Here is a 26171-nt window from a genome sequence, read left to right on the forward strand (position 1 = left end):
ATGCCTGCAACATGCGCTTTCTTGAAAAACGTCATCAACAGGAGACAGACATGAAAAGCCGATTCCACTCTTCCCTTCGTGCGGTGGCCGCTGCCGCGCTGATGCTCGGTGCGCTGGGCGCACAGGCGCAGGACAAGCCGGTCGAAATGAAATTCGCCCACTGGCTGCCGGCCTCGCACCCGCTGGCCAAGCTGGGCTTTGAACCCTGGGCCAAGTCGGTGGAGGCGGCTTCGAAGGGGTCGATCAAGGTCGCGCTGTTCCCGGCGCAGCAGCTGGGCAAGGCGGCCGACCACTACGACATGGCGCGCGACGGCATCGCCGAGATGACATGGGTGAACCCTGGCTACCAGGCCGGTCGCTTCCCCATGATCGCGGCGGGCGAACTGCCCTTCCTGATCGCCAAGCCCGGCCCGGGATCCGCCGCGCTCGACCAGTGGTATCGCCAGTACGCCGCCACCGAAATGAAGGACGTGAAGTTCTGCTTCGCGCACGTGCACATCGGCACCTTCCACGCCAAGAAGCCCATCACGGAACCTGGCCAGCTCAAGGGCATGAAGATCCGCTCGGCCAACGGCACCGTGGCGCAGACGATGACGCTGCTGGGCGCCACGAACGTGCAGGTCTCGGCGCCCGAGGCACGCGATGCGCTCGACAAGGGCGTGGCCGACGCCATCACGTTCCCGTGGAATTCCATTGTGTCCTTCGGCATCGACAAGGCCGTCAAGTTCCACAGCGACATGCGTTTCTACGCTTCGGACTTCGTGTGGGTGCTGAACAAGCCCTGGTACGACAAGCTGGCCGCCGGCCAGAAGAAGGTGATCGACGACCACTGCAACAACGAGTGGGCGGGCAAGGTCGGGGGCGCCTGGGGCGACGAGGAGGACTCGGGCCAGGCCAAGCTGGAGAAGACCGCCGGCCACACCATCGTGCCGATCTCGGCCGCGCAGCTCGACGTCTGGAAAAAGGCCGTCGACCCCGTGTACGCGCAGTGGGTGAAGGCCGCTGACGCTGCTGGCAACAAGGGCCAGGCCGCGCTGGACGACCTGCGCAAGGAACTGGCCAACCGCAAAGCCGGCAACTGATGAAGCGCCTGTTCTCGGCCATCGAGACGGTGGCCGCGCTCTTCCTGCTGCTGATCGCCCTGATCACCGCGGGCAACGTGCTGTTGCGCTATGCGTTCAGCATGCAGATTCCCGACTGGTTCGACGGCACGCAGATGCTGCAGGGCATCGCGATGTTCTGGGGCATTGCCCTGGCCACGTACTATGGCACCCACATCGGTGTGGACATCGTGTGGGAGCACCTCGGCCTCAAGGGCAGGCGCCGCATGGACCTGCTCGCCACCGCCCTGACCGTCGCCTTCCTCGTGCCCCTGGCGTGGATGGTGTGGGTCAAGGTGGGCGGCACCGGCAGCCAGGGCACCATGGACCTGCGCCTGCCGCTGCAGTGGTTCTACAGCGTGGCCGCTGTCGGCGCCACGGTAGCCGCTGTGCTGGCGCTGGTGCGCCTGGTGCAGCTCTGGCAGGGCCACGAAGCCCGTCCAGAGTCGATCGATGAAGGTTCTCCGGGAGCTGCGCATGGATCGTGATCTGGTGGCCCTGCTGGGCTTCGTGACCATGTTCGCCCTCATGGCCGTGCGCGTGCCCATCGGCATCGCCATGGGCATCGCCGGGGTGGGCGGCTTCGCGCTGCTCTCGAGCACCACGCCCGCGCTCAACCTGCTGGCCAACGTGCCCTTGTCGGTCCTCACCGACTACAACCTCAGCGTGATCCCCATGTTCATCCTCATGGGGGCTTTCGCCTCGCATTCGGGCATGAGCGCCGAGCTGTTCACCGCGGGTCGTGCGTGGCTCGGCCACCGCAAGGGTGGCCTGGCGCTGGCGTCCATCGCGGCCTGTGGTGGCTTTTCGGCCATCAACGGTTCGTCGGTGGCGACCGCTGCCACCATGACGCAGGTCGCGCTGCCCGAGATGCGCCGCGCGGGGTACCACCCCGGCTTCTCCGCCGGGCTGATCGCTGCCGGAGGCACGCTGGGCATCATGATCCCGCCCTCGGTGATTCTCGTGCTCTACGGCATCATGACGGAGACCGACATCACCAAGCTGTTCGCCGCCGGCATCATTCCCGGCTTCATGGCGATTGCCTTCTACAGCGTGGTGGTGGCCATCGTCGCCCGACTGCGGCCAGACGCCATGCCCAGTGGCGAGCGCGTGGGCTGGGGTGAGCGGTTCGCTTCGCTGCGCCCGCTGTGGGCTGTGGTGGTGCTGTTCATCTTCGTGCTCGGTGGCATCTATGGCGGCCTTTTCACGGTGCAGGAAGCGGCGGGTATCGGCGCCATCGGCACCTTGCTGATCGGCATGCTGCGTGGCCGCCTTGGCTGGAAACGGATCAAGGCCGCGCTTATCGGTGCGCTGCGCGTGTCCTCTGCCATCATGATGATCGTGGTCGGTGCGTACCTGTTCGGCTACTTCCTCACCATCACCCAGTTCACGCAGAACGCCGTGGAGTTCCTCGTGCACCTGCCGGTGGGACCGTACGGTGTGCTGGCGCTGATCATGGTGGGCTACCTGATCCTTGGCGCGGTGATGGACGAACTCGCCATGATCCTGCTGACGGTGCCCATCGTGTTTCCCGCAATGATGCAGCTCGGTTTCGATCCGGTGTGGTTCGGCGTGATCGTGGTGATGGCCGTGACCTTCGGCATGATCTGCCCGCCGGTCGGCATGAACGTGTTCGTGATCAACTCGATCGCGCGCGACGTGCCGCTGGGATCGATCTACAAGGGCACCATGCCTTTCATCGCGGTGGACGTGGTGCGCCTGCTCATCCTGTGCGCCTTCCCGATCCTCTCGACATGGCTGCCGGGGTTCATCGAGTAGCGCCCTCGCGGGCGCGGCGTGGCGCCACCGGCGCTATGCTGTGCCCATGAACCAGCCCTCTCTCGAACTCCTTGAAATGGTGAGCGGCGACGCCGCCGCCATGCCCGCCGCCTCCATCATCGTTCTGCACGGCCTGGGAGCCGACGGCAACGATTTCGTGCCGATCGCCGGCGAACTTGACCTGGACCGCATCGGACCGGTGCGCTTCGTGTTCCCCAGCGCGCCGGTGCGACCGGTCACTATCAACGGTGGCTACGTCATGCGCGCCTGGTACGACATCCACCCACCGAACGCCAACCCCGCGGCGCCGCGCCAGGAAGATGAAGCCGGCTTGCGTGCTTCGCAGAACCTGGTGCAAGCGCTGCTGGACCGCGAAGCGGCGCGTGGCGTGCCCAGCCGCAAGACGGTGTTGATGGGCTTCTCGCAAGGCTGTGCGATGACCCTCATGGCGGGTTTGCGCGCACCGCAGCGCCTGGCGGGTCTGGCGGGACTGTCGGGCTACCTGCCGCTGGCCGATACCCTGGGTGCTGAACGGAGCGGCGCCAACCGCGACGTGCCGATCTTCCTCGCGCACGGCGCCCACGACCCAGTGGTCACCATCGACCGAGCGGTGGCGTCACGCAACGTGCTTCAGACCCTGGGCTACGGGGTGGAGTGGCACAGCTACCCGATGGAACACACCGTGTCCCTGCCCGAGATCCAGGACATCAATGCGTGGTTGCTGAAGGTGCTGGCCTGAGCGAACCCGCCAGCCGCACGATGTCGCGTCCGTAGAGGATGAGGGCCAGCGCCAGGCCGATCACCGGCAGCGCCACGAACACCCAGCCGGTCAGGCGTTCGCCACCGAGCCACACGCCCACGCCCAGCGCCACCACCGGGTTCACGAACGAGTAGCTGCCGGCCAGCGCGGCCGAGGTGTTCTTCAGCAACCACAGATAGGCATTGAGCGTGACCATGGTGCCCATGACCACGAGGTACAGCCAGGCCAGCGCCGAAGCGATCGACACCTGCTGCCAGGTCACCGAGCGCGCGCCCGGTTCCCACACCCAGGCCACCACCAGACCGAGCAGCCCACCCAGCAGCCACTGCGCGGCCGAGGCCATGGCCGGCGCGGGCAGGGTGAGGCGGCGCGAGGCGTAGGAGCCGATGCTCCAGGCCAGGGGCGCTCCGAAGGCGCACAGCGTGCCGATGAGCGTGGTCGAAAAATCGCCTTCCAGCGCCAGAAGCAAGGCCCCCGAAGCGCCCAGCGCCAGGCCGATCCAGCTCGTCACCGGCACGCGCTCACCGCCCCAGCGTGTCCACAGCGCGAGCCACATCGGCATCGTCGTGACCACGGTGGCCATCAGGCCCGAGCCAATGCCCGCCTTCTGTGCGAGCACCACCAGCGCCATGGCCGCGAAGGCCATGAGGCTGCCGATCAGCGCGCTCGCGCGCCACTGCGCGACCGTGGGCCAGGCCTGCCCCTGCCAGCGCGCGATGGCCAGCATCAGCACGCCAGCGAACACAAAGCGCGCGCCATTCATGAGCACCGGCGGCAGCGACTGCATGACCACGCCCAGCGCGAAGTAGGTCGTGCCCCAGACCAGGTAGACGATCAGCAGTGCGCCAGCGAGTCGCAAGGTCTGGCGGTCCAGGCGATTCAGGTTGAAAATGGCAGGCATGATGTCTCCTGGATCGTAAATTTTCCGGCAAAACAGATTTTTTCTGTATTTTGATCAGAATATCGTTGTCATGCAAGTAAATATCCATATTGATGACGTCGACGCCAGAATTCTTACGGCGCTTAGCGGTGACAGCCGTCGTTCTTACGCCGATGTGGCCTCCGAGGTCGGGCTGTCCACGGCGGCTGTGCACGAGCGGGTGAAGAAGATGATCGAGCGCGGCGTGATCGAACGCTTCTCGCTGCGCGTGGACCCCGACCGCGTGGGTCTGCAGTTCACGGCGTTCGTGGCGATCCGCAACGATGGGGGTGCGCATTGCCGCGACATCGCACCGCGCCTGCGCGAATTGCCCGAGGTGCTCGAGCTGCACAGCGTGGCCGGCGAGCACGATTTCCTGGCCAAGATCCGCACCACGCACGCGCGTGCGCTGGAAGACGTGCTCTACAAGATCAAGGCCATCCCCGGTGTGGCGCGCACCACCAGCACCGTGGTGCTCAACACCGAGTTCGAAGACCGACCCCTGCGGCTGCCTGGCGTGGGCGAAGGCTGAGCCTTCAGGCGCTGCGCGCGGCCCGCGCGAGTTGCATCGCCAGCCGGTTGTGCCGCTCCACCAGCGGGCCCAGCTCCACCGTCGTGAGCTGTCCGTCGCGCACCACCACCCGGCCGTTGACCACCGTGTGCGCTGCCATGGGACTGGCGCACAGCAGCAGGCTGGCCACCGGGTCGTGCACCGCGCCGCCGGCAAAACGCAGCGTGCGCAGGTCGAACAGCGCGAGGTCGGCGCACATGCCCGGCGCGAGGTGGCCGATGTCCGGGCGGCCCAGCACCGTGGCTCCGCCGCGCGTGGCGATGTGCAGCGCGTCGCGCGCCGTCATCTCGGCCGGGCCGAGGTCGCAACCGAAGAAGGTCTTGCCATTGCGCGTTTCGGGGGGCTGCAGTGCCCGGCCCACGCGCGCGAGCAGCAAGGCCTGGCGTGCCTCGTTGACCATGTGCGCGCCGTCGTTGCTCGCGCTGCCGTCCACACCCAGGCCCACCGGCACGCCGGCGTCCAGCATGCGGCGCACGGGAGCGATGCCCGAGGCCAGCCGCATGTTGCTGCAGGGGCAGTGCGCCACGCCGGTGCGGCTGGCGGCGAACAGCGAGACACCTTCATCGTCCAGCTTCACGCAGTGCGCGTGCCAGACGTCGTCGCCGAGCCAGCCGAGATCCTGCGCGTACTGGGCGGGCGTGCGGCCGAACTTCTCGCGGCTGTAGGCGATGTCGTGGTCGTTCTCGGCCAGGTGCGTGTGCAGGCGCACACCCCGGCCGGTGAAGGAGCGCGCCAGCGCCGCGCTGTCCTTCATGAGCGCAGGGCTGACAGAAAACGGCGAGCAGGGCGCGAGGGCCACCTGCAGCATCGCGCCGTGGCGGGCGTCGTGCCAGGTCTCGATGAGGCGCTGGCTGTCTTTCAGGATGGCGTCTTCCTTTTCCACCACGCTGTCGGGCGGCAGGCCGCCCGCGCTGGCGCCCACGCTCATGCTGCCGCGCGTCGCCACGAAGCGCATGCCGATCGCCTGTGCGCCTTCGATGCTGTCTTCCAGCCGCACCCCGTTGGGGTAGATGTAGAGGTGGTCGCTGCTGGTGGTGCAACCCGAGAGCAGCAGCTCGGCCATGGCCACCTGCGTCGACACGCGCACCATCTCGGGCGTGAGACCTGCCCAGATGGGGTAGAGCCCGCGCAGCCAGCCGAACAGCTCGGCGTCCTGCACACCGGGAATTGCTCGTGTGAGCGACTGGACCATGTGATGGTGCGTGTTCACCAGGCCGGGTACGACGAGGTGGCCGCGCGCGTCGATGGTCTCGTGGGCCTCGTCGCGCAGCGCAGGCGGCAACTGGTCCGCCGGTCCGATCCACTCGATGGTGTGGCCGCGCACGAACAGCGAGGCGTTGCGCAGCTCGCGGCCTCGGGCCGGCTCCGCGTGGTCGAAGGTGGCGATGCACTCGGCGTTGTGGATCAGCAGGCTTTGCATGACAGGGGAGTTCCTCTACTTCATCCAGTAGTTGGGGCGTTCGTAGATCTTGCGAAGGTGATCGATGAAGAAACGCACCTTGGCAGGCAGGTGGCGCTGCTGCGGGTACACGGCCAGGATGTCGTACTCGGGCAGGGCGAACTCGTCCAGCACGGTGACCAGCTCGCCGCGTTGCAGCTGTGCCTGGATCTCCCAGGTGGAGCGCCAGCCCAGGCCCATGCCCTCGCTGACCCAGCGGTGCAGCAGCTCACCATCGTTGCAGTCGAGATTGCCGTCCACGCGCACCGTCACCGTCTTGCCGCCCTGCTGGAAGTACCAGCCGCGCTGCTGGCCGCCCTGCAGGTTGAAAGCCAGGCAGTTGTGCTGCTTCAGATCGTCCAGCGTGCGGGGCTTGCCGTGCTTGCGGAAGTAGGCCGGCGTGCCGCAGACCACGCGCTGGTTGGTCGCGAGCTTGATGGCGACGAAGTTCGGGTCGATCGCGCCGCCGATGCGCAGGCCCATGTCGTAACCCTCGCGCACGAGGTCCACCACGCGGTCGGTGAGGTTGAAGGAGAGCTTGACCTCGGGGTTGGCCTTGAGGAACGCGCTCGCGTGCGGCGCCACATGCAGCCGCCCGAAGGCCGCCGGCGCCGAGACCACGAGATGGCCACTGGCGCGGTGCTTCTGCGCCGATACGGTGGCCTCGGCCTGCGACCACTGCGCCAGCAGCGTCCGGCATTCGTCGAGAAAACCCGCACCCTGCTCGGTGAGCGCCAGCCGCCGCGTGGAGCGGTGGATGAGCTGCGTGCCCAATCGGCGCTCCAGCGCGTCGATGCGCCGGCCCATCATCACCGGCGTGATGCCCGCGTGCAGCGCGGCGGCGGCCAGGCTGCCGTGCTCCATCGCCATCACGAAAGCCTCGATTTCCTTGAAGCGGTCCATGCCGGGCATGTTAACGCTGCAGGGCGCGGATTGCATACCTGAAGTATCGAATCGACGTACCGCCACTGCCATTCTCAAGAGGAAGGGTTCTCCCTAGCATCGAAGCCAGTCCATCTACCCAGGTAAGGAATCGCATCATGGCCCGAATGACCGCGGCGCAGGCCGCCATCTGTGTGCTGGAGAAGGAAGGCATCTCGCAGGCCTTCGGCGTGCCGGGTGCCGCCATCAACCCGTTCTACGCCGCCATGCGGCAGCGCGGCAGCATCGGCCACATCCTGGCGCGGCATGTGGAGGCCGCGTCCCACATGGCCGAGGGCTACACCCGCGCACGCGCCGGCAACATCGGCCTGTGCATCGGCACCAGCGGGCCAGCCGGCACCGACATGATCACCGGGCTGTATTCGGCGCAGGCCGACAGCATTCCCATCCTCTGCGTCACCGGCCAGGCGCCGCGCGCGCGGCTCTACAAGGAAGACTTCCAGGCGGTGGACATCGAAAGCATCGCCAAGCCCGTCACCAAGTGGGCGGTCACGGTTCGCGAGCCAGCGCTTGTGCCGCGCGTGTTCCAGCAGGCGTTCCATCTGATGCGCTCCGGCCGCCCCGGGCCGGTGCTGATCGATCTGCCGTTCGACGTGCAGATGGCCGAGATCGAATTCGACCCCGACACCTACGAGCCGCTGCCGGTCTACAAACCCGCCGCGAGCCGTAAGCAGATCGAGAAGGCGCTGGACATGCTGGCCGCGTCTACCAGGCCGCTCATCGTGGCCGGTGGCGGCATCATCAACGCCGACGCGGCGGACCTGCTGGTCGAGTTCGCCGAGCTCACGGGTGTGCCGGTGATTCCCACGCTCATGGGCTGGGGCACGATACCCGACGACCATCCGCTCATGGCCGGCATGGTGGGCCTGCAGACCAGTCACCGCTACGGCAACGCCACGATGCTCGCGAGCGACTTCGTGCTCGGCATCGGCAACCGCTGGGCGAACCGCCACACCGGTTCCATCGAGACCTACACCAAGGGCCGCCAGTTCGTGCACGTGGACATCGAACCCACCCAGATCGGGCGCGTGTTCGAGCCCGACTTCGGCATCGTCTCGGACGCGAAGGCCGCGCTCCAGCTGTTCGTGGACGTTGCCCGCGAACGCAAGGCAGCCGGCCACTGGCCGAGCTACGCCAACTGGGCCGGCCGCTGCGCCGAGCGCAAGCGCCTCATGTTGCGGCAGACGCACTTCGAGCAGATTCCGATGAAGCCGCACCGCGTGTACGAAGAGATGAACCAGGTGTTTGGCCGCGACACGGTCTATGTGAGCACCATCGGTCTGTCGCAGATTGCGGGCGCTCAGTTCCTGCATGTGTACGGTCCGCGCCAGTGGATCAACTGCGGCCAGGCTGGCCCCCTGGGCTGGACCATGCCGGCCGCACTCGGCGTGGTCGCGTCCGACCCCACGAAGAATGTGGTGGCGCTCTCGGGCGACTACGACTTCCAGTTCCTCATGGAGGAACTCGCGGTGGGCGCCCAGTTCCGCCTGCCTTATGTGCACGTGCTGGTGAACAACGCCTACCTCGGTCTCATCCGCCAGAGCCAGCGCGGTTTCGACATGGACTACTGCGTGCAGCTCGCCTTCGAGAACCAGAACCTGGACGAAAGCGAGGGTGAGCGGCGAGGCTACGGCGTGGACCACGTCGCCGTCGTCGAGGGCCTGGGTTGCAAGGCCCTGCGCGTGAGCGACCCCGAGAAGTTGCAGGGCGCCCTGCGCGAGGCACAGCGTCTCGCCGCTTTGCACCGCGTGCCGGTGGTGGTCGAATGCATACTCGAACGCGTCACCAACATCGCCATGGGCACCGAGATCGACAAGGTCAACGAGTTCGAGGCCATCGATTGCCGCGCGCCGCAGGGCCTCGAGACCGCCGGCCTGCTGGATTGACCACGACAACAACGACAAGGACCCTTCACATGCCGAAGTTCGCCGCCAACCTTTCCATGCTCTGGAACGAGCTGCCGTTCCTGGATCGCTTCGAAGCCGCCGCGCGCGCGGGTTTCACCGCCGTGGAGTTTCTCTTTCCCTACGACTTCCCGGCCGAACAGATCGCGCAGCGGCTGCAGGCGCACCAGCTGCAGCTGGTGCTGCACAACATGCCCCCGGGCGACTGGGCCGGTGGTGAACGCGGCACCGCCTCGTTGCCTGGCCGCGAAGACGAGTTCCGCGCCGGCGTGGCGCAGGCGCTGCAGTACGCCACGGAGCTCGGCGCGCCGCAGCTGCACTGCATGGCGGGCATTCCGCCGGCCGGCGTGAGCCAGGCCCAGGCCTATGCCACGCTGGTGCGCAACCTGCGTTTCGCCGCCGATGCCGCGAAGCGCCAGGGCGTGCGCCTGCTGCTCGAACCCATCAATCACTTCGACATGCCCGGCTTCTTCGTGAACCGCCCGCGCCAGGCCATGGCGCTCATGGACGAAGTGGGCTCCGACAACCTGTTCCTGCAGTACGACATCTACCACGCGCAGCGCATGGAAGGCGAGCTGGCCAACACCATCCGGGAGCTGCTGCCGCGCATCGCCCACATGCAACTGGCGGACACACCGGGCCGGAACGAACCGGGCACGGGCGAGATCCACTACCGCTACCTGTTCGACCACATCGACGGCCTGGGTTACACCGGCCACATCGGCTGCGAATACAAGCCCCGCGACACCAGCCCGGGGGGCACCGACCGGGGCCTGGCCTGGATCGCCGCACACGGTCAATCGCTGGAGCTGCAGGGAGAGCCGGCATGACGAAGAGCGGTCTCAAGGTCGGCTTCATCGGCCTGGGCATCATGGGTGCGCCCATGGCCCTCCATCTGGTCAAGGCCGGCCACACGCTGTTCGTGGCCAGCCGCAGCAGGATCCCGGCGTCGTTCGCAGAAGCCGGTGCCACGGTCTGCACCAATGCCACCGAGGTGGCGCGGCGTGCCGACATCGTCATCACCATGGTGCCCGACACGCCGAACGTCGAGGACGTGCTGTTCGGCGACACCGGCGTGGCCAGGGGCCTGACGCCCGGCAAGCTGGTGATCGACATGAGCTCCATCAGTCCCATGGCCACCAAGGCCTTCGCGCAGAGGATCAACGCACTGGGCTGCGATTACCTCGATGCCCCGGTGAGCGGCGGCGAGGTCGGCGCCAAGGCCGCCAGCCTGACCATCATGGTGGGCGGGCCGCAGGCCGCCTTCGAGCGCGCGCAACCCCTGTTCGCGGCCATGGGCAAGAACATCACGCTGGTGGGTGGCAACGGCGACGGCCAGACCACCAAGGTGGCGAACCAGATCATCGTGGCGCTGAACATCGAGGCCGTGGCCGAAGCCCTGCTGTTCGCCAGCAAGGCCGGCGCCGACCCGGCCAGGGTGCGCGAGGCCCTGATGGGCGGGTTCGCGGCCAGCCGCATCCTGGAAGTGCATGGCGAGCGCATGATCCAGCGCACCTTCAACCCCGGCTTTCGCGTCGAGCTGCACCAGAAAGACCTCAACCTCGCACTGCAAGGCGCGAAGGAACTGGGCGTGAGCCTGCCGCACACGGCCAGCGCGGCCCAGCTGATGCAGAGCTGCGCCGCGCATGGCATGGCCGGGCTGGACCATTCCGCCCTGTGCCGCAGCCTGGAGCTCATGGCGGGCCATGAGATCGCCCCTGCGCCAGGCTGAAGCGGTGCGTGTTACCGGTCTGTAACTTCTGCCACCGGGGACTCGCTAGACTTCTGCCCCATGCCCAAGCCGACCGCCCCCAGCCTGAACGATCCCCGTGCCCTGCTGCGCCACCTGTACGACGTGGCGGTGCAGCGCGCGCTGCCCCTGCACAACACGGCCACCAGCCTGCCCCAGCCGCCCAGGGGCCGCACCCTGGTGCTGGGCGCGGGCAAGGCCGGGGGTGCCATGGCGCAGGCGGTGGAAGCCCTGTGGCCCGCCGACGCGCCGCTCTCGGGGCTGGTGGTCACGCGTTACCACCACACGCCGCCGCGGCCCGAAGGCCTGCCGCAGCGCATCGAGGTGGTGGAAGCCTCTCACCCCGTGCCCGACGCGGCCGGTCTCGCGGCGGCACAGCGCATCCTTCAGCTCACGCAAGGCCTCACCGCGGACGACCTGGTGCTCTGCCTCATCTCTGGCGGCGGTTCGGCCCTGCTCACGCTGCCGTGCGAAGGCCTCACGCTGGAAGACAAGCAGCGCATCAACCGCCAGCTACTGGAAAGCGGCGCGCACATCGGCGAGATGAACACCGTGCGCAAGCACCTCTCGGCCATCAAGGGCGGGCGGCTGGCGGCGGCCTGCGCCCCGGCGCGTGTCGTCACGCTCACCATCAGCGATGTGCCGGGCGATGACGTCAGCGTCATCGCCAGTGGCCCCACCGTGGCCGACGCGTCCACCTGCGCCGAGGCGCTCGACATCCTGCGCCGCTACGGCATCGACGTGCCGCCCACTGTGCGCGCCCGGCTGGAGAGCGGTGCGCTGGAAACCCCCAAGCCCGGTGATCCAAGGCTGCAGGGCCACGCGGTCGAACTCATTGCCACGCCACAGCAGAGCCTGGAAGCCGCGGCCGAGGCGGCGCGCGCGCTGGGCCTGAACGCGGTGATCCTGAGCGACGAGATCGAAGGCGAGTCGCGCGAGGTCGGCAAGGTGCACGGCGCCCTGGCGCGCTCCACCGCGCTGGGCCGCAGCAGTTTCCAGAAACCTTGCGTGATCCTGAGCGGCGGGGAAACCACTGTCACCGTGCGCCCGCGCGCCGAAGGTCAGGCCAGGGGCCGAGGCGGGCGTGCCGGCGAGTTCTGCCTGGGCCTGGCGCAGGCACTGGGTGGACAGGCCGGGGTGTGGGCCCTGGCGGCCGACACCGACGGCATCGACGGGGTGGAGGACAATGCGGGGGCGCTGGTGACGCCCGACACCCTGGCCAGGGCAGGGGAGAAGGGCCTCAAGCTCACCGACCATCTGGCCCGCAACGATGCCTACGGGTTCTTCGAGCCGATCGGCGATCTTGTGATCACCGGGCCGACGCACACCAATGTGAACGACTTCCGGGCCGTGCTGGTGGTGTGACACCGGCGTGTTCCGCTGCGGCCCGGCCGCTGCCGGAACGCCGACAATCTGCTCCCGTTGTTCGTGTCCTCCCGGGGACGCCAAGGAAAGTTCTTTTGCGCAGCCATTTCAACCGTTCCGCACTGGTGCGCCATCTCACCGGGTGGTTGCCAGCGCCCATGGATCCGCCGCGGCAGGACATCGCCGAGCGCCTCGGGGAATGGTTGAACGTGGCCGATGCGATCGCCCTGCATGCGGTGCATCAGGCGCTTCCAGGGGCCAGGCCGGGCCGGTCCACCGCGCGCAAGGCCGCTCCCGACCTGCGGGCCGACCTGCTGCGCGTGCGCGCAGCGCTCACCAAGGCGTTCAGCACGCCACCCCATACGCCCACCCTGGCCACCGATACCGAATTCGCCCACCACCACCAGCGCTACATGGACCAGCAGCGGCGCATGGAAATGGCCATCGACGCGCTGCGCGGTCATGTGCGCCAGACGCTCGCCGACGCCGGCTCACCTCGGCTGGCACAACTCGCTGCGCTGGACGCCACGCTGGCGCCGATGTTCGGCGCCCGCGAGCAGCGGCTGCTGGCTGGCGTGCCGGCCTTCCTCAAGGCGCGGCTGGGCCAGCTGCAGCAGGCCCGGCCCGAAGAATGGCCGCCCCTGTTCGAACAGGCCCTGCAGCACACGCTGCTGGCCGAGCTCGACCTGCGCCTGCAGCCTGTGGTGGGCATGATCGAAACGTTTGAACATGCGGGCCATGCCCCGCATTGAATGCATCCCATGAACCGTCTTTCCTTGAACCGTGTTTTCTTCATCGCCGCGTTCGTGCTCGGCCTGGCGTGCGTCGCCTGGGTGGGCGCGGGCTTCGTCGGCTCCAGTGGCTTTGCGCTGGCCATGACGCTGCTCATCGGCGCGGTGTACCTGCTGGGTGCGCAGGAGCTCCGGCGCTACCGGCAGGCCACCTCGTCGCTGGCGGATGCCCTGGCCCAGGTGCCCCAGCCGCTGAACAGCCTCGACGCCTGGCTGACGCGTGTGCCTTCGACGCTGCAGAACGCGGTGCGCCAGCGCATCGAAGCCGAACGGGGTGCGTTGCCCGGTCTGGCGCTCACGCCCTACCTGATCGGCCTGCTGGTGATGCTGGGCATGCTCGGCACCTTTCTCGGCATGGTGGTCACGTTCAAGGGCGTGGTGTTCACACTCGAGGGCTCTGCCGATCTGCAGGCCATTCGCGCCGCGCTGGCAGCCCCGATCAAGGGGCTGGGCCTGGCGTTCGGCACCTCGGTGGTGGGCGTGGCCACCTCGGCCATGCTCGGGCTCATGTCCGCCATCAGCCGGCGCGAGCGCACCGAAGTGGCCCGCCTGCTCGATGCCCACACGGCCACTGTGTTCCGCCCCTTCTCGCTGGCCCACCAGCGGCAGACCACCTTCGATGCGCTTCAACAGCAGGCCAACGTGTTGCCCGAGGTGGCGGAAAAGCTGCATGCGCTCATCGGGCAGATCGAACGCCGCAACCAGCACCTGGACGACCAGTTGCTGGCCCGTCAGGCGCAGTTCCACGTCGAGGCGAGCGAGGCCTACCGCCGGCTGGCCAAGTCGGTGCAGCGCTCGCTGGAAGACAGTCTGAGCGCGAGTGCACGTTCCGCGGGCGAGAGCCTGCAACCCGTGGTGGAGAAGGCCATGGCCGCCATCGGGCAGGAGTCCACGAGGCTGCACGAACGCGTGAACGCCTCCGTGCAGGCCCAGATGAGTGGGCTGGCGGAGCGCTTTGGGGCCACCGCCGGCACGGTGGCCGACACCTGGACCGCCGCACTGCAGCAGCACGCCCACACCAGTGAACAGCAGGCGCAGGGGCTGGATCGCGCGCTCACGGCCTTCACCACCACCTTTGAGGAGCGCTGCGCCGCCCTGATCACCGGCGTGCAGGACACCGTGAGCCGCTCGCACGCCGAGCAGAGCGCCGCAGACCGGGAGCAACACGCAGCATGGACACAGGCCCTGCAGGCCATGGCAAGCACGCTGCAGGACGAATGGCGGCAACTCGGCGCGCAGGCGGTGGCACAGCAACAGGCCGCGGTTCAAACGCTGGAGCAGACGGCCTCGCTCTGGCGCGACGAACTCGCCGCCCTGCGCAGCGAGGAGGCGGCTCGCGGCGAGGCCAGCGTGCAGCGCCTGGGCGAACTGCAGTCGTCGCTCAATGGCCAGGTGGCCACCCACCTCGCCACGCTCGGTACCGCGTTCGAGGCGCCCATGGCGCGCCTGCTGGAGACGGTCGCGGAAGGGCCACGCGCGGCTGCCGAGGTGATCGCGCAGCTGCGCCACGATGTCAGTCAACTCGCCGAACGCGACGAGGCTCGCCAGCAGGCGGTCGCGCAGACGCTGGAACAGACCGCCACCGCCTGGCGCGATGAACTCGCCGCCTTGCGCGGCGAGGAGGCCGCTCGCGCCGAAGCGACTGCGCTGCGACTGGGTGAACTCCAGTCATCGCTCAACGGGCAGGTCGCCAGCCACCTCTCCGCACTTGGCACCGCCCTCGAGGCACCCATGGCACGCCTGCTGGAGACCGCTGCGGAAGCGCCCCGCGCGGCCGCCGAGGTGATCACACAACTTCGCCGTGACATGAGCCAGCTCACCGAACGCGACAACGCCGCGCTGCAGGAGCGTGCCGCGCTCATGCAGAACATCGACGACCTGCTGCAGTCCGCGCAACAAGCCACCGGCGCGCAGCAAGCGGCGATCGAATCGCTCGTCACATCTGCCGGTGCCGTGCTCGACCAGGTGGGCCGGCAGTTTGCCGAGACCGTGGGTGCGCAAGCCGTTCGCGCGGAGGATGTGGCTGCACAGGTCAGTGGCAGTGCGATTGAGCTCGCCAGCCTGGGCGAGGCCTTCGGTCACGGGGTGCAACTGTTCAGCAGCACGAACGAGAAACTCATCGACAGCCTGCAGCGCATCGAGACCGCCGTCAGCCAGTCGATGGCGCGCAGCGACGAGCAACTGGCCTATTACGTGGCGCAGGCCCGCGAGGTGATCGACCTCAGCATCAGCTCGCAACAAGGCATCGTGGAAGACCTGCGCCGCCTGCGCGGCCCCGCCACCGGAAAGAAGGCCGCGGGATGATCGGCCTGGATGACCGTCAGATCGACGACGACGACGGCACCGACCGCACCGCGCCAGTGTGGGCCGTGTTCGGGGACCTCATGTCGGGCCTGGTGGGCGCGTTCGTGCTTATCCTGGTGGGTGTGCTCGTGGTGCAGATGGACCTGGTGAGCAGCCTGCAGGCCGAAATGGAGAAGCGCCAGCAGGAAGAGCAGCGCCGCATGGCCCTGGAAAAGGCTTTGGCCATTCCGCTGCAGAACGGCCGCGTCACGCTGGACAACGGCCGCATCGGCATCAGCGGCAGCGTGCTCTTCGCACTCAATTCCGACGAGCTCAAGCCCGAAGGCCGCCAGATCCTGCGCAGCCTCGTGCCGCCATTGCAGGTGTACCTGGGCGAGCGCGACGAGATGCTGATGGTCAGCGGCTTCACCGATGACCAGCCCGTGCAGGCCCGCAACCGGCGTTTTGCCGACAACCTGGAGCTCTCGGCCCAGCGCGCGCTCACGGTGACGCGGGCGCTGATACAGGAAGGCATGCCGCCGCAGCGCGTGTTCAGCGCCGCCTTCGGGCCCGAGCAGCCCGTGGCCTCCAACGCCGACGAACAAGGGCGGGCGCTCAACCGCCGCGTGGAAATGGCGCCCGTGCCCAAGGCCGTGCCCGCGGCGAAACCGGACAGGAAGCCGTGACCGAAGACGCCGTTCGCACCCACTACCGCGAAACCTTGCTGCGCCGCCTGCAAGCCGCGCCCGAGGCCGTGCAGCGCGTGTTGCGTGAGCGGCTGCCACCGCCCCCGACCGATGCAGACGGTGAGCACGGCGGGATGGCAGCCAGTGTGGAGCCGCCGCGGCGCCGCAGGTCGACAGCCGCGAAAGCGCGCACGCCGCTGGCCGAGCTCAACGAACACATTGCCACCATCACCGGCCAGCCCTTGGCCGCACGTGCCGAACTCCGCAGCGCCCATGCTTTCCGCGAGACCTGGTCGCGCATCCGCGCCGAGGACGAGGTGGCTCAAGCCGTGCAGCGCGGGCCCGAGAATGCCGGCCCGCTCAACTCGCACATGCTCGTGCTGCGCACCCTGGGCCTGCTGAGCGAACTCTCGCCCGACTACCTGCGCCGCTTCATGGCGCATGCCGACACGCTGCTCTGGCTCGACGAAGCCGCTGCACGTCTCAAACCCGCACCGGCCAAGGCCAGGGCGGTACGCCAGAAGAAGTGACGGTCGTCGTGGCCGGCATTGCAGCACCTCCCGCCGACATCGCTTCGCAACTGGCGGGTGCGCGGGCGGTGCTGGACAGACACCTCGGAGACGGTCTGCTGGCGCTCCATCTCTTCGGCTCTGCCATCGATGGCGGGCTGCGGCCCCACAGCGACATCGACCTGATGGTGAGCACGAGCGCTCCGCTGGCCGACCCGGTCCGGCGCTCCCTGATGGTGGATCTGCTCTCGGTCTCGGCGCCGCCGGGCGCGCCGGACGGTCTGCGCCCGCTGGAGGTGACGGTGCTCGTGCGCGATGAGGTCGTGCCGTGGCGCTACCCCGCGCGGCGCGAACTGCAGTTCGGCGAGTGGCTGCGCGACGATCTGCGCGCAGGCCGTGTGGAGACCGCTGTGCCTGACCCCGACCTCGCCATTCTGCTCACCCAGTTGCGCCAGCGCAGCGTGGCCTTGCTCGGGCCATCCGCCGATGTGCTGTTCGAGGCCGTGCCACGGGCCGATTTCTTGCAGGCGCTGCGGGACACCGTCGCGCAGTGGAATGGCGAGGCGGACTGGCGGGGCGACGAGCGCAACATCGTGCTGGCCCTGGCGCGCGTCTGGTTCAGCTGGGTCACCGGTGGCATCGCGCCCAAGGACGTGGCAGCGGACTGGGCGATCCCGCGCCTGCCGCCCGCCCTGCAGCCTCTGCTGGCGCAGGCCAGGCTGGCGTACCTTGGCGAGGCCCGGGACGACCCGATGGCCTTGGCCGCGGGCATGGCGGCCTATGTGCGCCACGTGCGGTGCGAGGTGGAGGCGGCCTGATCCGCGCGGGCGGACGCAGCCTTCGCGTTCACAGGCCGCGCGCGTAGCGACCTGGTGACTGGCCCACATGGCGACTGAATGCCGTGCTGAACGTGCTGGCAGAGCTGTAACCCACGCGCTCGGCCACCTCCTCCAGCGCCACCTTGCCTTGCCGCAACAGGTTTTTCGCCAGGGCCATGCGCCAGGCCATCAGGTACTCCATGGGGCGCTGGCCCACGGCGCGCGAGAAGCGCTCGAAAAACGCCGAGCGCGACAGTGCGGCCTGCTTCGCGAGCTCTTCCACCGTCCAGGGGTGCGAGGGTTCGCCGTGCATCAACCGCATGGCCGCTGCCAGCCGCGTGTCCGCCAGTCCACGCAACAGACCTTGCGGTGCGCCCTCGCCTGCGCTCGATCGCAAGGCCTCGATGAGCAGCACTTCCACCAGTCGGCCCAGCACGAGATCGCGACCCGGGCGCTGGTCCGTCGACTCGTCCCGCACGAGCCGCACCAGCGCCTGCAGGCGATCGACCCCGCGCACGTGCAGCAAGGCCGGCAGCAGTGAGACGAGCAGGGCGGCATCGGGCGACTCGAAGGCGAAGTACCCGCCCAGCATGCGCACCTCCGGCGGCCCGTCGATCCGGCCATGGCGGATGTCGCCTTGAGCGTCAGCCACCTGCAGGGGGTCGATGGAAACGGGCACGGCGGGTTCGGTGCCCGACAGGGTGAACCCCGGCGTGGCCGGCATCAGCACGAAATCTCCCGCCTCCAGTGTGACGGGCTCCTGGCCGTTGACGGTGAGCACGCACTGGCCTTCGAGCATGGTGCAGAAGCTGGGCTGTCCGAAATCGGCGTAGCGCACAGCCCATGCACCCGCCCCGCTGATCACCTTGGAGAACACCGCGCGTGGCCGCAACAGGGCGATGACGTCGGACAGGGGGTCGGCCATGGCTGTACTAATGCAAATAATTTTTGGACTTTTCATTGTAGATGGTCTTGTCTCGCGCCGGTATCGTCACGGCTTTCTCAACCCATCCACAGGAACCTCTTCATGAAAACCATTCTGATCACCGGCTGCTCGTCGGGCTATGGCCTTGAAACTGCACGCCACTTCCACGCCAGGGGCTGGAACGTGGTCGCCACCATGCGCACGCCCCGCACCGAATTGCTGCCGCCTGCCGAGCGCCTGCGCGTGCTGGCGCTGGACGTCACCCGGCCCGAGAGCATCGCCCGGGCGATCGACGCCGCCGGCCCTATCGACGTGCTGGTGAACAACGCCGGCCTGGGCTTGTTCGGCGCGTTCGAAGCCACTCCCATGGCGACCGTGCGCGACATCTTCGAGACCAACACCTTCGGCACCATGGCGATGACGCAGGCGGTGTTGCCGCAGTTTCGCGAGCGACGCGCGGGTCTGGTGGTGAACGTCACGTCCAGCGCCACGCTGGTGCCCATGCCGCTGGTGGCCGCTTACACCGCGAGCAAGACGGCGGTGGAGGGCTTCACCGCATCGCTGGCACACGAGCTGGCGGCGTTCCAGGTGCGCGTGAAGCTGGTCGAGCCGGGTTATGCACCCACCACGCGCTTCACCGAGAACGGCACCGGGCGCATGCAGGGCTTGCTGCCTGAGGCGTATGCGGGGTATGCGCAAACGGTCTTCGCTGCGCTCGGTCAACAGAAAGCGTTCACGCGCGAGCAGGACGTGGCCGACGCCGTGTGGCGGGCCGCGAACGACGCCTCTGCCCGATTGCACTACGCAGCGGGCGCGGATGCGCTCGCCCTCGTACGGCAACTGGAGGCCGCATGAAGCCGCGCCACCTGCTGCTGGCCGCCGCCGTGCTGGCGATCGCCGGCTGCGCCACTGGCGGACACCCGGCACCGCCGGAGTTGACCGCGCGAGCGCTGGCCGAGGTTCGCGATGCCCGCGTGGTGTCGAGTGCGGTCGGTGAGCGGCCTCGCATCGGGCTGGTGCTGGGCGGTGGTGGGCTGCGCGGCTTCGCTCACGTGGGTGCCTTGCGCGCGCTGGAGGAGGCCGGCATCCGCCCCGACATCGTGGTGGGCACGTCGGCCGGCTCCGTGGTCGGCGCAGCATATGCGAGCGGCCTGAGCGTCGCGCGCATCGAGCAGGCGGCGCTGGAAGTGAAGGTGGCTTCGCTGCTGGACTTTACCTGGCGCAGTGGCGGCATCATCGAAGGAAACCATCTGGCCGGCTGGGCCGGCTCCGTGACGGGGGGCATGCCCATCGAATCCTTTCCGATCCGCTTTGCCGCGGTGGCCACCGACCTGCAAAGCGGGCAGCCCCTGCTGATCGACACCGGATCGGCGGGGCGTGCCATCCAGGCCTCGTCCGCCGTGCCGGGCGTGAATGTGCCCGTGGCCTATGCCCAGGGCCATCTGATCGATGGTGGCATCACGAGCCTGGTGCCGGTGCGGTTCGCGCGCGCCATGGGCGCGGATGTGGTGATCGCCATCGACATCTATTGCCGCAGCCCGCGCGTCGCGGGCATGAGCATTCCTTCCGTCATCGGGCAGGTGATGCAGACACAGAGCTGCCTCGTGGCCGCGCCGGAAATGGCCGAAGCAGACCTGCTCATCGCGCCGATCACGGCAGCGCCGGGCATGTCGGCCCAGGCCGAGAAGGAGCGATCGATCGAGGCGGGCTACCAGGCCGCGCGCGAGGCCCTGCGGCGCTGGCACGCCAGCGCCGCAGCCGATGCCTAGGAGGGCGCGGTGGTGCCTTCCAGCACGTCGTGCAAGGCCACGTGCCCGAGGAACGCGCCACCGCTGCGAGCGGCCTCACCGTGCTCCACCGCGTGGGCGAAGTGCACCGCAGGTTCCGCCTTCAGGCGCTCATGGAGGTCGTGCAGTGCCGGGAAGTCGCGCCGGTCGAGCACCTGGTGGAAATCGTTCCAGCGGGCAATACCCATGAAGTAGGCATCGGCGGCGGTGCGCTGCCCTCCCGCCAGCCAGGGCCTGGCGCCCAGCATGCGTTCCAGGTCCGCGTGTACCTTGCGCACCTTGTGGCGTCCCATCGTGGTCAGGGTGCGCTGCTCGCTGCCTTCCAGGCAGTGCTCCATGGCGTACCACAGCGGAGAAAACGATTCGAAGAAGTCGGTGTTGAGGAAGGCCAGCACCTCGTTGAAGTGGTCGAATCCGGGCGTGCCCTGCGGGGGCACCAGGCCGCTGCCCGGGCTCTGGGCACCGATGTGCTGGAGGATGGCGATGCTCTGGTGCACCTGGCGGCCATCGGCGGTGCGCAGCGAGGGCGTTTCGGCCACCGGGTTGATGCGCCGGTAGGCCTCGCTGCTCACCACGTCGGGCATGTCGATGCGGCAGAGCTGGTAGGGCAGGCCACTCCATTCGAGGGCCACGATGGAACCGAACGAACAGCCTTCTGGCACGCCGTAGAAGAGGATGGGATACATGGGTGAACTCCTGGGTGGTTGATGACGGAGTGAATTCTTGCTACGTGGACGCTGAGTGCCTAGACAGCAGGAAGTGGATGCAAAGTCCACATCTGTGGACAATGGCGCCATGAACCTCAACGACCTCACCCTGTTCGCCCAGGCCGTGGAAAGCGGGGGCTTCGCACCCGCCGCGCGGCGCTTCTCGGTGCCGAAGTCCACCCTAAGCAAGCGCGTTGCCGCGCTGGAAACCAGCCTGGGCGTGCGCCTCATCGAGCGCAATTCCCGCAGCTTCCACCTCACCGAGACCGGTCGCGACTTCTACCAGCACGCGCGCGCCGCGCTCATCGAAGTGGAAAGCGCGCAACACATCGTTCAGCAGCGCCTGGCCGAACCGAGTGGCACGGTGCGCATCACCGCCGCCGTGCCGGTGGTGCAGTTCCTGCTGGCGCCGCACCTGCCGGCGCTGGCGCACCAGTGGCCCCGGCTGCAGCTCCAGCTGCACGCCAGCGACCGCTTCGTGGACCTGGTGCAGGAAGGCTTCGACATTGCGGTGCGCAGCCACTTCGCACCGCTGCCCGATTCGGGCCTGGTGCAGCGGACCCTGATGGTGGAGCCGGTGTGGCTGGTGGCTGCGCCCGCCCTGCTGGAAGCGCAGGGCACGCCGCGCAAGCCGGGCGATCTGCTCAAGCTCCCCGGCTTGCTGACCTCGCCCGAGGCCAACGGATGGTCATTGCGCCGGGACGATGGTGAGACCCAATCCGTGGCCATGGCACCCCGTCTGGTGGCGGACGAATCGGTCGCGCTGTTGCACGCGGCGGGTGCCGGGCTCGGCGTCACCTGCCTGCCGCAAAGCATCTGCCGGCATCACCTGGCGCGCGGCGAGTTGGTGCGCGTGCTGCCGCGCTGGACGGCCGGCAGCGTCACCACCACCGCGCTGGTGCCGCACCGGCGCAGCCTGCTGCCTTCGGTGCGGGCGGTGCTCGATTTCCTGTCGGCGCATCTTTCGGCACCGAACTGAATCACTCCGCCTCGATGCCGGCCGCCTTGATCACGCGACCCCACAGCTCGGTTTCGCTGGCCTGGAACTTGACGAGGTCGGCCGGTGAGGTGGGGAACACCTCGCCCCCACTGTTGGCGAAGAACTGGCGCACGCCCTGGCTCTCGATGGCCTTGTGCAGCAGTTCGTTGAGGCGGGCCACCACCGGGGCGGGCGTTCCGGCCGGCGCGTACGCGGCGAACCAGTAGCCCATGTCGTAACCCTTCACGCCGGCTTCGGCGATGGTGGGCACGTCGGGCAGCGCCGCCATGCGCTTCGATGCCGTCACGCCCAGCGCGCGCACCTTGCCGGTGGTGATCTGCGGCATGCCGGTGGAGGCGTCGGTGAACATCATCGTGATCTGGCCGCCCAGCAGGTCGGTGATGCCCATGGGGTTGCTGCGGTAGGGCACGTGCAGGATGTTCACGTTGGCCAGTTGCTGGAACAGCTCGCCCGCGACGCGGCTGGACGAACTGCCGCTGCCGAAAGAGAGCTTGCCTGGCGTGGCCTTCGCTGCGGCCAGCACGTCGGCCACGGTCTTGTACGGCGCGTCGGCGCGCACGATCATGATCTGGCCGCCCTTGCCGATGCCGGTGATGGCGGCGAAATCCTTCACCGGGTCGTACGAGAGTTTCTTGTACAGGTGCTGGTTGGCCGCGTGCGTGGTGTTGGTGGTGATCAGCACCGTGTGCCCGTCCTTGGGCGCGCTGGCCACGGCCTGCGCCGCGATCATCCCGCTGGCACCGGCCTTGTTGTCCACCACCACCGGTTGTCCAGTCTGCTCGCTGACCGACTGCCCCAGCGCGCGTGCCAGGATGTCGGTGGCGCTGCCAGCGGCGAAGGGCACGACGAAGGTGATCGGCCTGGCCGTGAGCGAGGCCTGGGCCATGGCGGTGGGCACGGCGAGCGCACCGGCGAGGGCGAGCACGGCACGGCGGCGGTTGAAGAGGCTGTTGTTCATGTCGGTCTGTCTCCTGGGTGGATGGGAAAGTGAGCGCATCAGCCGGGGGGGCCTTGCAGGTGGGTAAGCAGGTCCGTCGGTACCTCGAGTTCGAGGGCCAGCAGGTGGAAGGACAGCGCCTTGCCGTGGCTGTCCAGGTTCAGGGCATCGTTCACGCCGCCATCGAGCACGTCGTCCAGCACGAAATTGATGGCGTGCAGGTTGGGCAGCAGATGCCGCACCACCTGGCTCGGCTGGCGGTGGCGGAAATGGGCGGCCACCCGTTCTGCCGTGATCTGCGCCTCGATCAGCGGGTACAGCGCTTCGTGCCACGCGATCACGCTGATGTTGGAGCGGTTGCCCTTGTCGCCGGTGCGGCCATGCGCGGCGCGCCACAGCGGCACCGTGAGTGGGGTGGGGGTGTTCATGCGCCCGACCCCTCCAGCATGTGGTACCCCGTGGGCACCCGTGCGCGGTCGATCGGGCATGAGACCGTGCCCAGGGTGGGGCGCAAGGCGGTGCGCACGCCCCCACCACCGGCCGGACCACAGGTGTAGAGCGCTGTCACTTCGCGTGTGAGGCGCTGGGCCGTGGCCTTGTCGGTGTGGCGCATCGCCACGCGCAGCCGCACGTCGGTTGCGGCACTCGCATCGATGTGTTGCAACCAATGGCCCGCGTCATCGGCCAGCACGCTGGTCACGCCGATGAGGTCGATGCGCATCGGGCCCTGGCCGTCCAGACGCCTCTCGAGCACGTCGGCCGCGAGGCGCGCACGCTGCCCGGCGCGCGCACCGGCGTAGGAAATCTCGCCTTCTGCCAGCCAGCCGCTCTCGAAGCACACATTCACTTTCAGCGTGTCGGGGCGCCCATGCCCGCGCACACCGCTCAGGCGCACGCGGTCCGGGCCCACCTGCTCGACCCGCGCAGCCGTGATGTCGGCCACCACGTCGGGTGTGAGGTAGGCGCTCGGGTCGTGCACCTCGTACAGCAGCTGTTCCTTCACGGTGTGCTCGTTCACCACGCCACCCGTGCCGTCGGGCTTGAAGATCGTGCAACTGCCGTCGGCCTCGATGGCCGCGATGGGGTACCCCACATGCGCGAGATCCGGCACATCCTTCAGGCCGGGATCGGCGTAGTAGCCGCCAGTGACCTGCGCGCCGCACTCCAGCAGGTGGCCGGCCATGGTGGCGCCCGCGATGCGGTCCCAGTCGTCCATGGTCCAGCCGTGGTGGGCGAGCGCGGGACCAAGCACCAGCGAAGGGTCGGCCACGCGGCCGGTCACCACCACGTCGGCCCCCGCGCGCAAGGCCTCGGCGATCGGCAGCGCACCGATGTAGGCATTGGCACTGATGGCCGCGCGTCCCGCGAGCGATGCCGACAGATCGTGCGAGAGAAGGCTCCCTGCGACATGGTGTTTGACGTCGTCGCCATGCACCACTGCCACGCGCGGTTCGCGCAGGCCGAGCGAACGCGCCAGGGCCTGGATGCGCCGGCCCGCGCCGAGCGGGTTGGCCGCGCCAAAATTGCTCACGATGGGAATGCGGTGCGCCAGGCAACGCGCGAGCACCGGGCGCACCATCTCGTCGAGCAGGGGCTCGTAGCCACCGTCCGGGTCCTGCAGCAGCGCCAGCTGGGCGAGCGCCAGGGTGCGTTCGGCCAGCGTCTCGAAGATCAGGCATGCCGGGCCGCCCAGGCGGATCAGGGCGTCGACCACCGGTCCGGCCGCGTCCGTGCGGTCGCCGGAAAAGCCCGCGGCAGAACCCACGTGAATCTTCGATGTCTCCTTCATGCCGCGCACTGTAGGCGCGCCACAGTCATTCTGTGAAACTCAAATTGCAGATATATTGATCTGGAATGCAGATCAATCTGTCCACCCGCGAACTGCGCGCTTTCGTCGCGCTGGCCGAGCAGCGCAACTTCACGCGCGCGGCTTCGCTATGTCACCTGTCGCAGCCCGCGTTCTCGGCGCTCATTCAGGCCCTCGAGGCCAACGTGGGTGGCCGCCTGTTCGAACGCAGCACACGCCATGTGTCCTTGACGGCCGAGGGCGAAGCCTTTCTGGAAGCCGCGCTGCGCCTGCTCAAGGACGCGGACGCCGCGATCGAGGGCGTGCGCGACCATGTGGCACGGCGCCGTGGCCGGGTCGCCATCGCCATCCTGCCCTCGCTGGCGGCAGGGTGGCTGCCGCCGTTGCTCGCTCGATTCCACCAGGCCCACCCCGGCATCGAACTCGATGTGGCCGACGTGCTGTCGGACGAGTGCCTTGAGCGTGTGCGGTCCGGCCGGGCGGATTTCGCACTGGCTTCATCCCGCACCGATGCACCCGAGCTGCGCACCGAGCGCTTCTGCTCGGACGACTTCCACGTGGTGTTCCCCGAAGACCATGCGCTGGCGCAGCGGGCCGGCGCGGTGCGCCTGAGCGAGCTCCATGCCTTTCCCATCGTCCAGCTTGCCCGCTCCAGCAGCGTGCGCCAGTACGTGGAAGCCGCGATCTACCCGCACCGCATGCGCACGGTGATGGAACTGGAGCAGCTCAGCACCGTGGCCCGCATGGTGAAAGCCGGTCTGGGCATCACGATCGTGCCGTCGCTCACGCTGTTCCATTTCGAGCAGGAAGGACTGGCCGCGCGACGCATCCAGTCGGCGGGGCTCCGGCGGCAGGTGTTCCTGGTCCGCCGCTCGGACCGCGCCCTGTCGTCGGCGGCACAGGGGCTGCATGCCCTGTTGATGAAGCACAGGCCGGTGTGACGGTACTCAGCCGAGTTCCGCCAGCCCCGGATTGAAGACGATCTCCCACAGGTGCCCGTCCGGGTCCTGCAGGTAGCCGGCGTAGCCGCCATAGAAGGTGTCCTGTGCGGGTTTGACGATGCGCGCGCCGGCGTCTGCGGCCTGCTGCAGGACAGCGTCCACCTCCTCGCGCGAATCCACGTTGTGGCCCAGCGACAACTCCAGCGCGCTCGAGGCCTGGGGCTTTGGGGACAGCAGCGGCAGGCCGGTGTCGACCGCAAGGCTGTGGCGCGGCCACAGAGCAAGTCTCAACCCGCCCTGCAGGCTGAAGACGGCCACCGCACCGTTCTCGAACTCCGTTCCGATGATGCCCTTGGTGGGCAGGCCCATCCCGTCGCGGTAGAAGGCCACCGATCGTTCGAGGTCGTCCACCCCGAGGGTCACGACGGTGATGTGTGCCTTCATGGGCAAGC

At 68.3% G+C, this 26171-nt stretch carries 27 protein-coding genes; 18 read left to right on the plus strand and 9 right to left on the minus strand.

Annotation, left to right across the window (positions count from 1 at the left end; translation table 11 throughout):
- The first annotated feature begins 50 nt into the window (after positions 1-50).
- Genes J2X09_RS06815 through J2X09_RS06830 form a run of 4 tightly spaced genes read left to right on the plus strand, consistent with a single transcriptional unit; the run spans position 51 to position 3618 of the window.
- The gene (locus tag J2X09_RS06815; RefSeq protein WP_204732488.1) at positions 51-1082 is read left to right on the plus strand and encodes a TRAP transporter substrate-binding protein; all 1032 of its coding nucleotides are present in this window, start codon (positions 51-53) and stop codon (positions 1080-1082) included.
- A complete protein-coding gene (locus J2X09_RS06820) occupies positions 1082-1588 on the plus strand; it encodes a TRAP transporter small permease (RefSeq protein ID WP_204732487.1) in 507 nt (168 codons plus the stop codon). The genes J2X09_RS06815 and J2X09_RS06820 overlap by 1 nt, the downstream gene beginning before the upstream one ends.
- Positions 1578-2879 carry a TRAP transporter large permease gene (locus J2X09_RS06825; RefSeq protein WP_204732486.1) on the plus strand — a complete coding sequence of 434 codons (1302 nt, stop codon included), beginning with the start codon at positions 1578-1580 and terminating at the stop codon, positions 2877-2879. Before J2X09_RS06820 ends, J2X09_RS06825 begins: the two co-directional genes overlap by 11 nt.
- A 46-nt stretch (positions 2880-2925) precedes the next feature.
- Positions 2926-3618 carry an alpha/beta hydrolase gene (locus J2X09_RS06830; protein WP_204732485.1) on the plus strand — a complete coding sequence of 231 codons (693 nt, stop codon included), beginning with the start codon at positions 2926-2928 and terminating at the stop codon, positions 3616-3618.
- Here J2X09_RS06830 and J2X09_RS06835 read toward each other — a convergent pair.
- On the minus strand, positions 3587-4540 hold the full coding sequence (locus tag J2X09_RS06835; RefSeq protein WP_204732484.1) for an EamA family transporter: 954 nt from the start codon (positions 4538-4540) through the stop codon (positions 3587-3589). The two genes, J2X09_RS06830 and J2X09_RS06835, sit on opposite strands and share 32 nt — an antisense overlap.
- 70 nt (positions 4541-4610) lie before the next feature.
- On the opposite strand from J2X09_RS06835, the gene J2X09_RS06840 reads away from it, so the two are divergent.
- A complete protein-coding gene (locus J2X09_RS06840) occupies positions 4611-5090 on the plus strand; it encodes an Lrp/AsnC family transcriptional regulator (protein WP_204732483.1) in 480 nt (159 codons plus the stop codon).
- A 4-nt stretch (positions 5091-5094) separates the two neighbouring features.
- Here J2X09_RS06840 and J2X09_RS06845 read toward each other — a convergent pair whose 3' ends face one another.
- Positions 5095-6549 (minus strand): 8-oxoguanine deaminase, encoded by a 1455-nt coding sequence (locus J2X09_RS06845; RefSeq protein ID WP_204732482.1) that lies wholly within the window; start codon positions 6547-6549, stop codon positions 5095-5097.
- 15 nt (positions 6550-6564) lie between these two features.
- Positions 6565-7470 (minus strand): LysR family transcriptional regulator, encoded by a 906-nt coding sequence (locus J2X09_RS06850; protein ID WP_204732541.1) that lies wholly within the window; start codon positions 7468-7470, stop codon positions 6565-6567.
- A gap of 137 nt (positions 7471-7607) precedes the next feature.
- Here J2X09_RS06850 and gcl point away from each other — a divergent pair, with 137 nt between their 5' ends.
- From gcl to J2X09_RS06895, 9 genes are all read left to right on the plus strand, one after another.
- Positions 7608-9395, plus strand: a complete 1788-nt coding sequence (gene gcl / locus J2X09_RS06855) for a glyoxylate carboligase (RefSeq protein WP_204732481.1) — start codon at positions 7608-7610, stop codon at positions 9393-9395.
- 29 nt (positions 9396-9424) lie between these two features.
- A complete protein-coding gene (otnI, locus tag J2X09_RS06860) occupies positions 9425-10243 on the plus strand; it encodes a 2-oxo-tetronate isomerase (protein ID WP_204732480.1) in 819 nt (272 codons plus the stop codon).
- Positions 10240-11145: a 2-hydroxy-3-oxopropionate reductase gene (locus J2X09_RS06865; protein WP_204732479.1), complete on the plus strand. Its 906-nt coding sequence runs from the start codon at positions 10240-10242 to the stop codon at positions 11143-11145. Before otnI ends, J2X09_RS06865 begins: the two co-directional genes overlap by 4 nt.
- A 60-nt stretch (positions 11146-11205) precedes the next feature.
- Positions 11206-12528: a glycerate kinase type-2 family protein gene (locus J2X09_RS06870; RefSeq protein WP_204732478.1), complete on the plus strand. Its 1323-nt coding sequence runs from the start codon at positions 11206-11208 to the stop codon at positions 12526-12528.
- Positions 12529-12623: 95 nt separating this feature from the next.
- Positions 12624-13280, plus strand: coding sequence for a DUF3348 family protein (locus J2X09_RS06875; RefSeq protein ID WP_204732477.1), 657 nt, complete (start codon positions 12624-12626; stop codon positions 13278-13280).
- A gap of 9 nt (positions 13281-13289) precedes the next feature.
- On the plus strand, positions 13290-15623 hold the full coding sequence (locus J2X09_RS06880) for a DUF802 domain-containing protein (RefSeq protein WP_204732476.1): 2334 nt from the start codon (positions 13290-13292) through the stop codon (positions 15621-15623).
- Positions 15620-16288: an OmpA family protein gene (locus tag J2X09_RS06885; protein WP_204732475.1), complete on the plus strand. Its 669-nt coding sequence runs from the start codon at positions 15620-15622 to the stop codon at positions 16286-16288. Before J2X09_RS06880 ends, J2X09_RS06885 begins: the two co-directional genes overlap by 4 nt.
- Positions 16285-16818, plus strand: a complete 534-nt coding sequence (locus J2X09_RS06890; protein ID WP_204732474.1) for a DUF2894 domain-containing protein — start codon at positions 16285-16287, stop codon at positions 16816-16818. Before J2X09_RS06885 ends, J2X09_RS06890 begins: the two co-directional genes overlap by 4 nt.
- A gap of 17 nt (positions 16819-16835) precedes the next feature.
- Complete coding sequence (locus tag J2X09_RS06895) at positions 16836-17615, plus strand: aminoglycoside adenylyltransferase family protein (RefSeq protein ID WP_204732540.1); 780 nt, start codon at positions 16836-16838, stop codon at positions 17613-17615.
- 28 nt (positions 17616-17643) lie between these two features.
- Here J2X09_RS06895 and J2X09_RS06900 read toward each other — a convergent pair whose 3' ends face one another.
- Positions 17644-18540: an AraC family transcriptional regulator gene (locus J2X09_RS06900; protein WP_204732473.1), complete on the minus strand. Its 897-nt coding sequence runs from the start codon at positions 18538-18540 to the stop codon at positions 17644-17646.
- Between the two features lie 102 nt (positions 18541-18642).
- Between J2X09_RS06900 and J2X09_RS06905 the strand changes: the two genes are divergently transcribed.
- Complete coding sequence (locus tag J2X09_RS06905; RefSeq protein WP_204732472.1) at positions 18643-19395, plus strand: SDR family oxidoreductase; 753 nt, start codon at positions 18643-18645, stop codon at positions 19393-19395.
- A complete protein-coding gene (locus J2X09_RS06910) occupies positions 19392-20309 on the plus strand; it encodes a patatin-like phospholipase family protein (RefSeq protein WP_204732471.1) in 918 nt (305 codons plus the stop codon). The genes J2X09_RS06905 and J2X09_RS06910 overlap by 4 nt, the downstream gene beginning before the upstream one ends.
- On the opposite strand, the gene J2X09_RS06915 is transcribed toward J2X09_RS06910, so the two are convergent.
- A complete protein-coding gene (locus J2X09_RS06915; protein ID WP_204732470.1) occupies positions 20306-21013 on the minus strand; it encodes a glutathione S-transferase family protein in 708 nt (235 codons plus the stop codon). The two genes, J2X09_RS06910 and J2X09_RS06915, sit on opposite strands and share 4 nt — an antisense overlap.
- 109 nt (positions 21014-21122) lie before the next feature.
- On the opposite strand from J2X09_RS06915, the gene J2X09_RS06920 reads away from it, so the two are divergent.
- Positions 21123-22013 (plus strand): LysR substrate-binding domain-containing protein, encoded by an 891-nt coding sequence (locus J2X09_RS06920; protein ID WP_204732469.1) that lies wholly within the window; start codon positions 21123-21125, stop codon positions 22011-22013.
- A 1-nt stretch (position 22014) separates the two neighbouring features.
- Here J2X09_RS06920 and J2X09_RS06925 read toward each other — a convergent pair whose 3' ends face one another.
- The 3 genes from J2X09_RS06925 to J2X09_RS06935 are packed head-to-tail and all read right to left on the minus strand — an operon-like array spanning position 22015 to position 24760.
- A complete protein-coding gene (locus tag J2X09_RS06925) occupies positions 22015-22992 on the minus strand; it encodes a Bug family tripartite tricarboxylate transporter substrate binding protein (RefSeq protein ID WP_204732468.1) in 978 nt (325 codons plus the stop codon).
- Between the two features lie 38 nt (positions 22993-23030).
- Positions 23031-23399, minus strand: coding sequence for an AtuA-related protein (locus tag J2X09_RS06930; RefSeq protein WP_204732467.1), 369 nt, complete (start codon positions 23397-23399; stop codon positions 23031-23033).
- Positions 23396-24760, minus strand: a complete 1365-nt coding sequence (locus J2X09_RS06935) for an acyclic terpene utilization AtuA family protein (protein ID WP_204732466.1) — start codon at positions 24758-24760, stop codon at positions 23396-23398. Before J2X09_RS06935 ends, J2X09_RS06930 begins: the two co-directional genes overlap by 4 nt.
- Before the next feature lie 65 nt (positions 24761-24825).
- Here J2X09_RS06935 and J2X09_RS06940 point away from each other — a divergent pair, with 65 nt between their 5' ends.
- Positions 24826-25719, plus strand: coding sequence for a LysR family transcriptional regulator (locus J2X09_RS06940; protein WP_204732465.1), 894 nt, complete (start codon positions 24826-24828; stop codon positions 25717-25719).
- Positions 25720-25725: 6 nt separating this feature from the next.
- Here the strand turns inward: J2X09_RS06940 and J2X09_RS06945 are convergent, their stop codons facing one another.
- Positions 25726-26163 (minus strand): VOC family protein, encoded by a 438-nt coding sequence (locus J2X09_RS06945; RefSeq protein ID WP_204732464.1) that lies wholly within the window; start codon positions 26161-26163, stop codon positions 25726-25728.
- Between the last annotated feature and the right edge of the window lie 8 nt (positions 26164-26171).

The sequence above is a fragment of the Hydrogenophaga laconesensis genome (assembly GCF_031457235.1).
GTDB lineage: Bacteria > Pseudomonadota > Gammaproteobacteria > Burkholderiales > Burkholderiaceae_C > Hydrogenophaga > Hydrogenophaga laconesensis.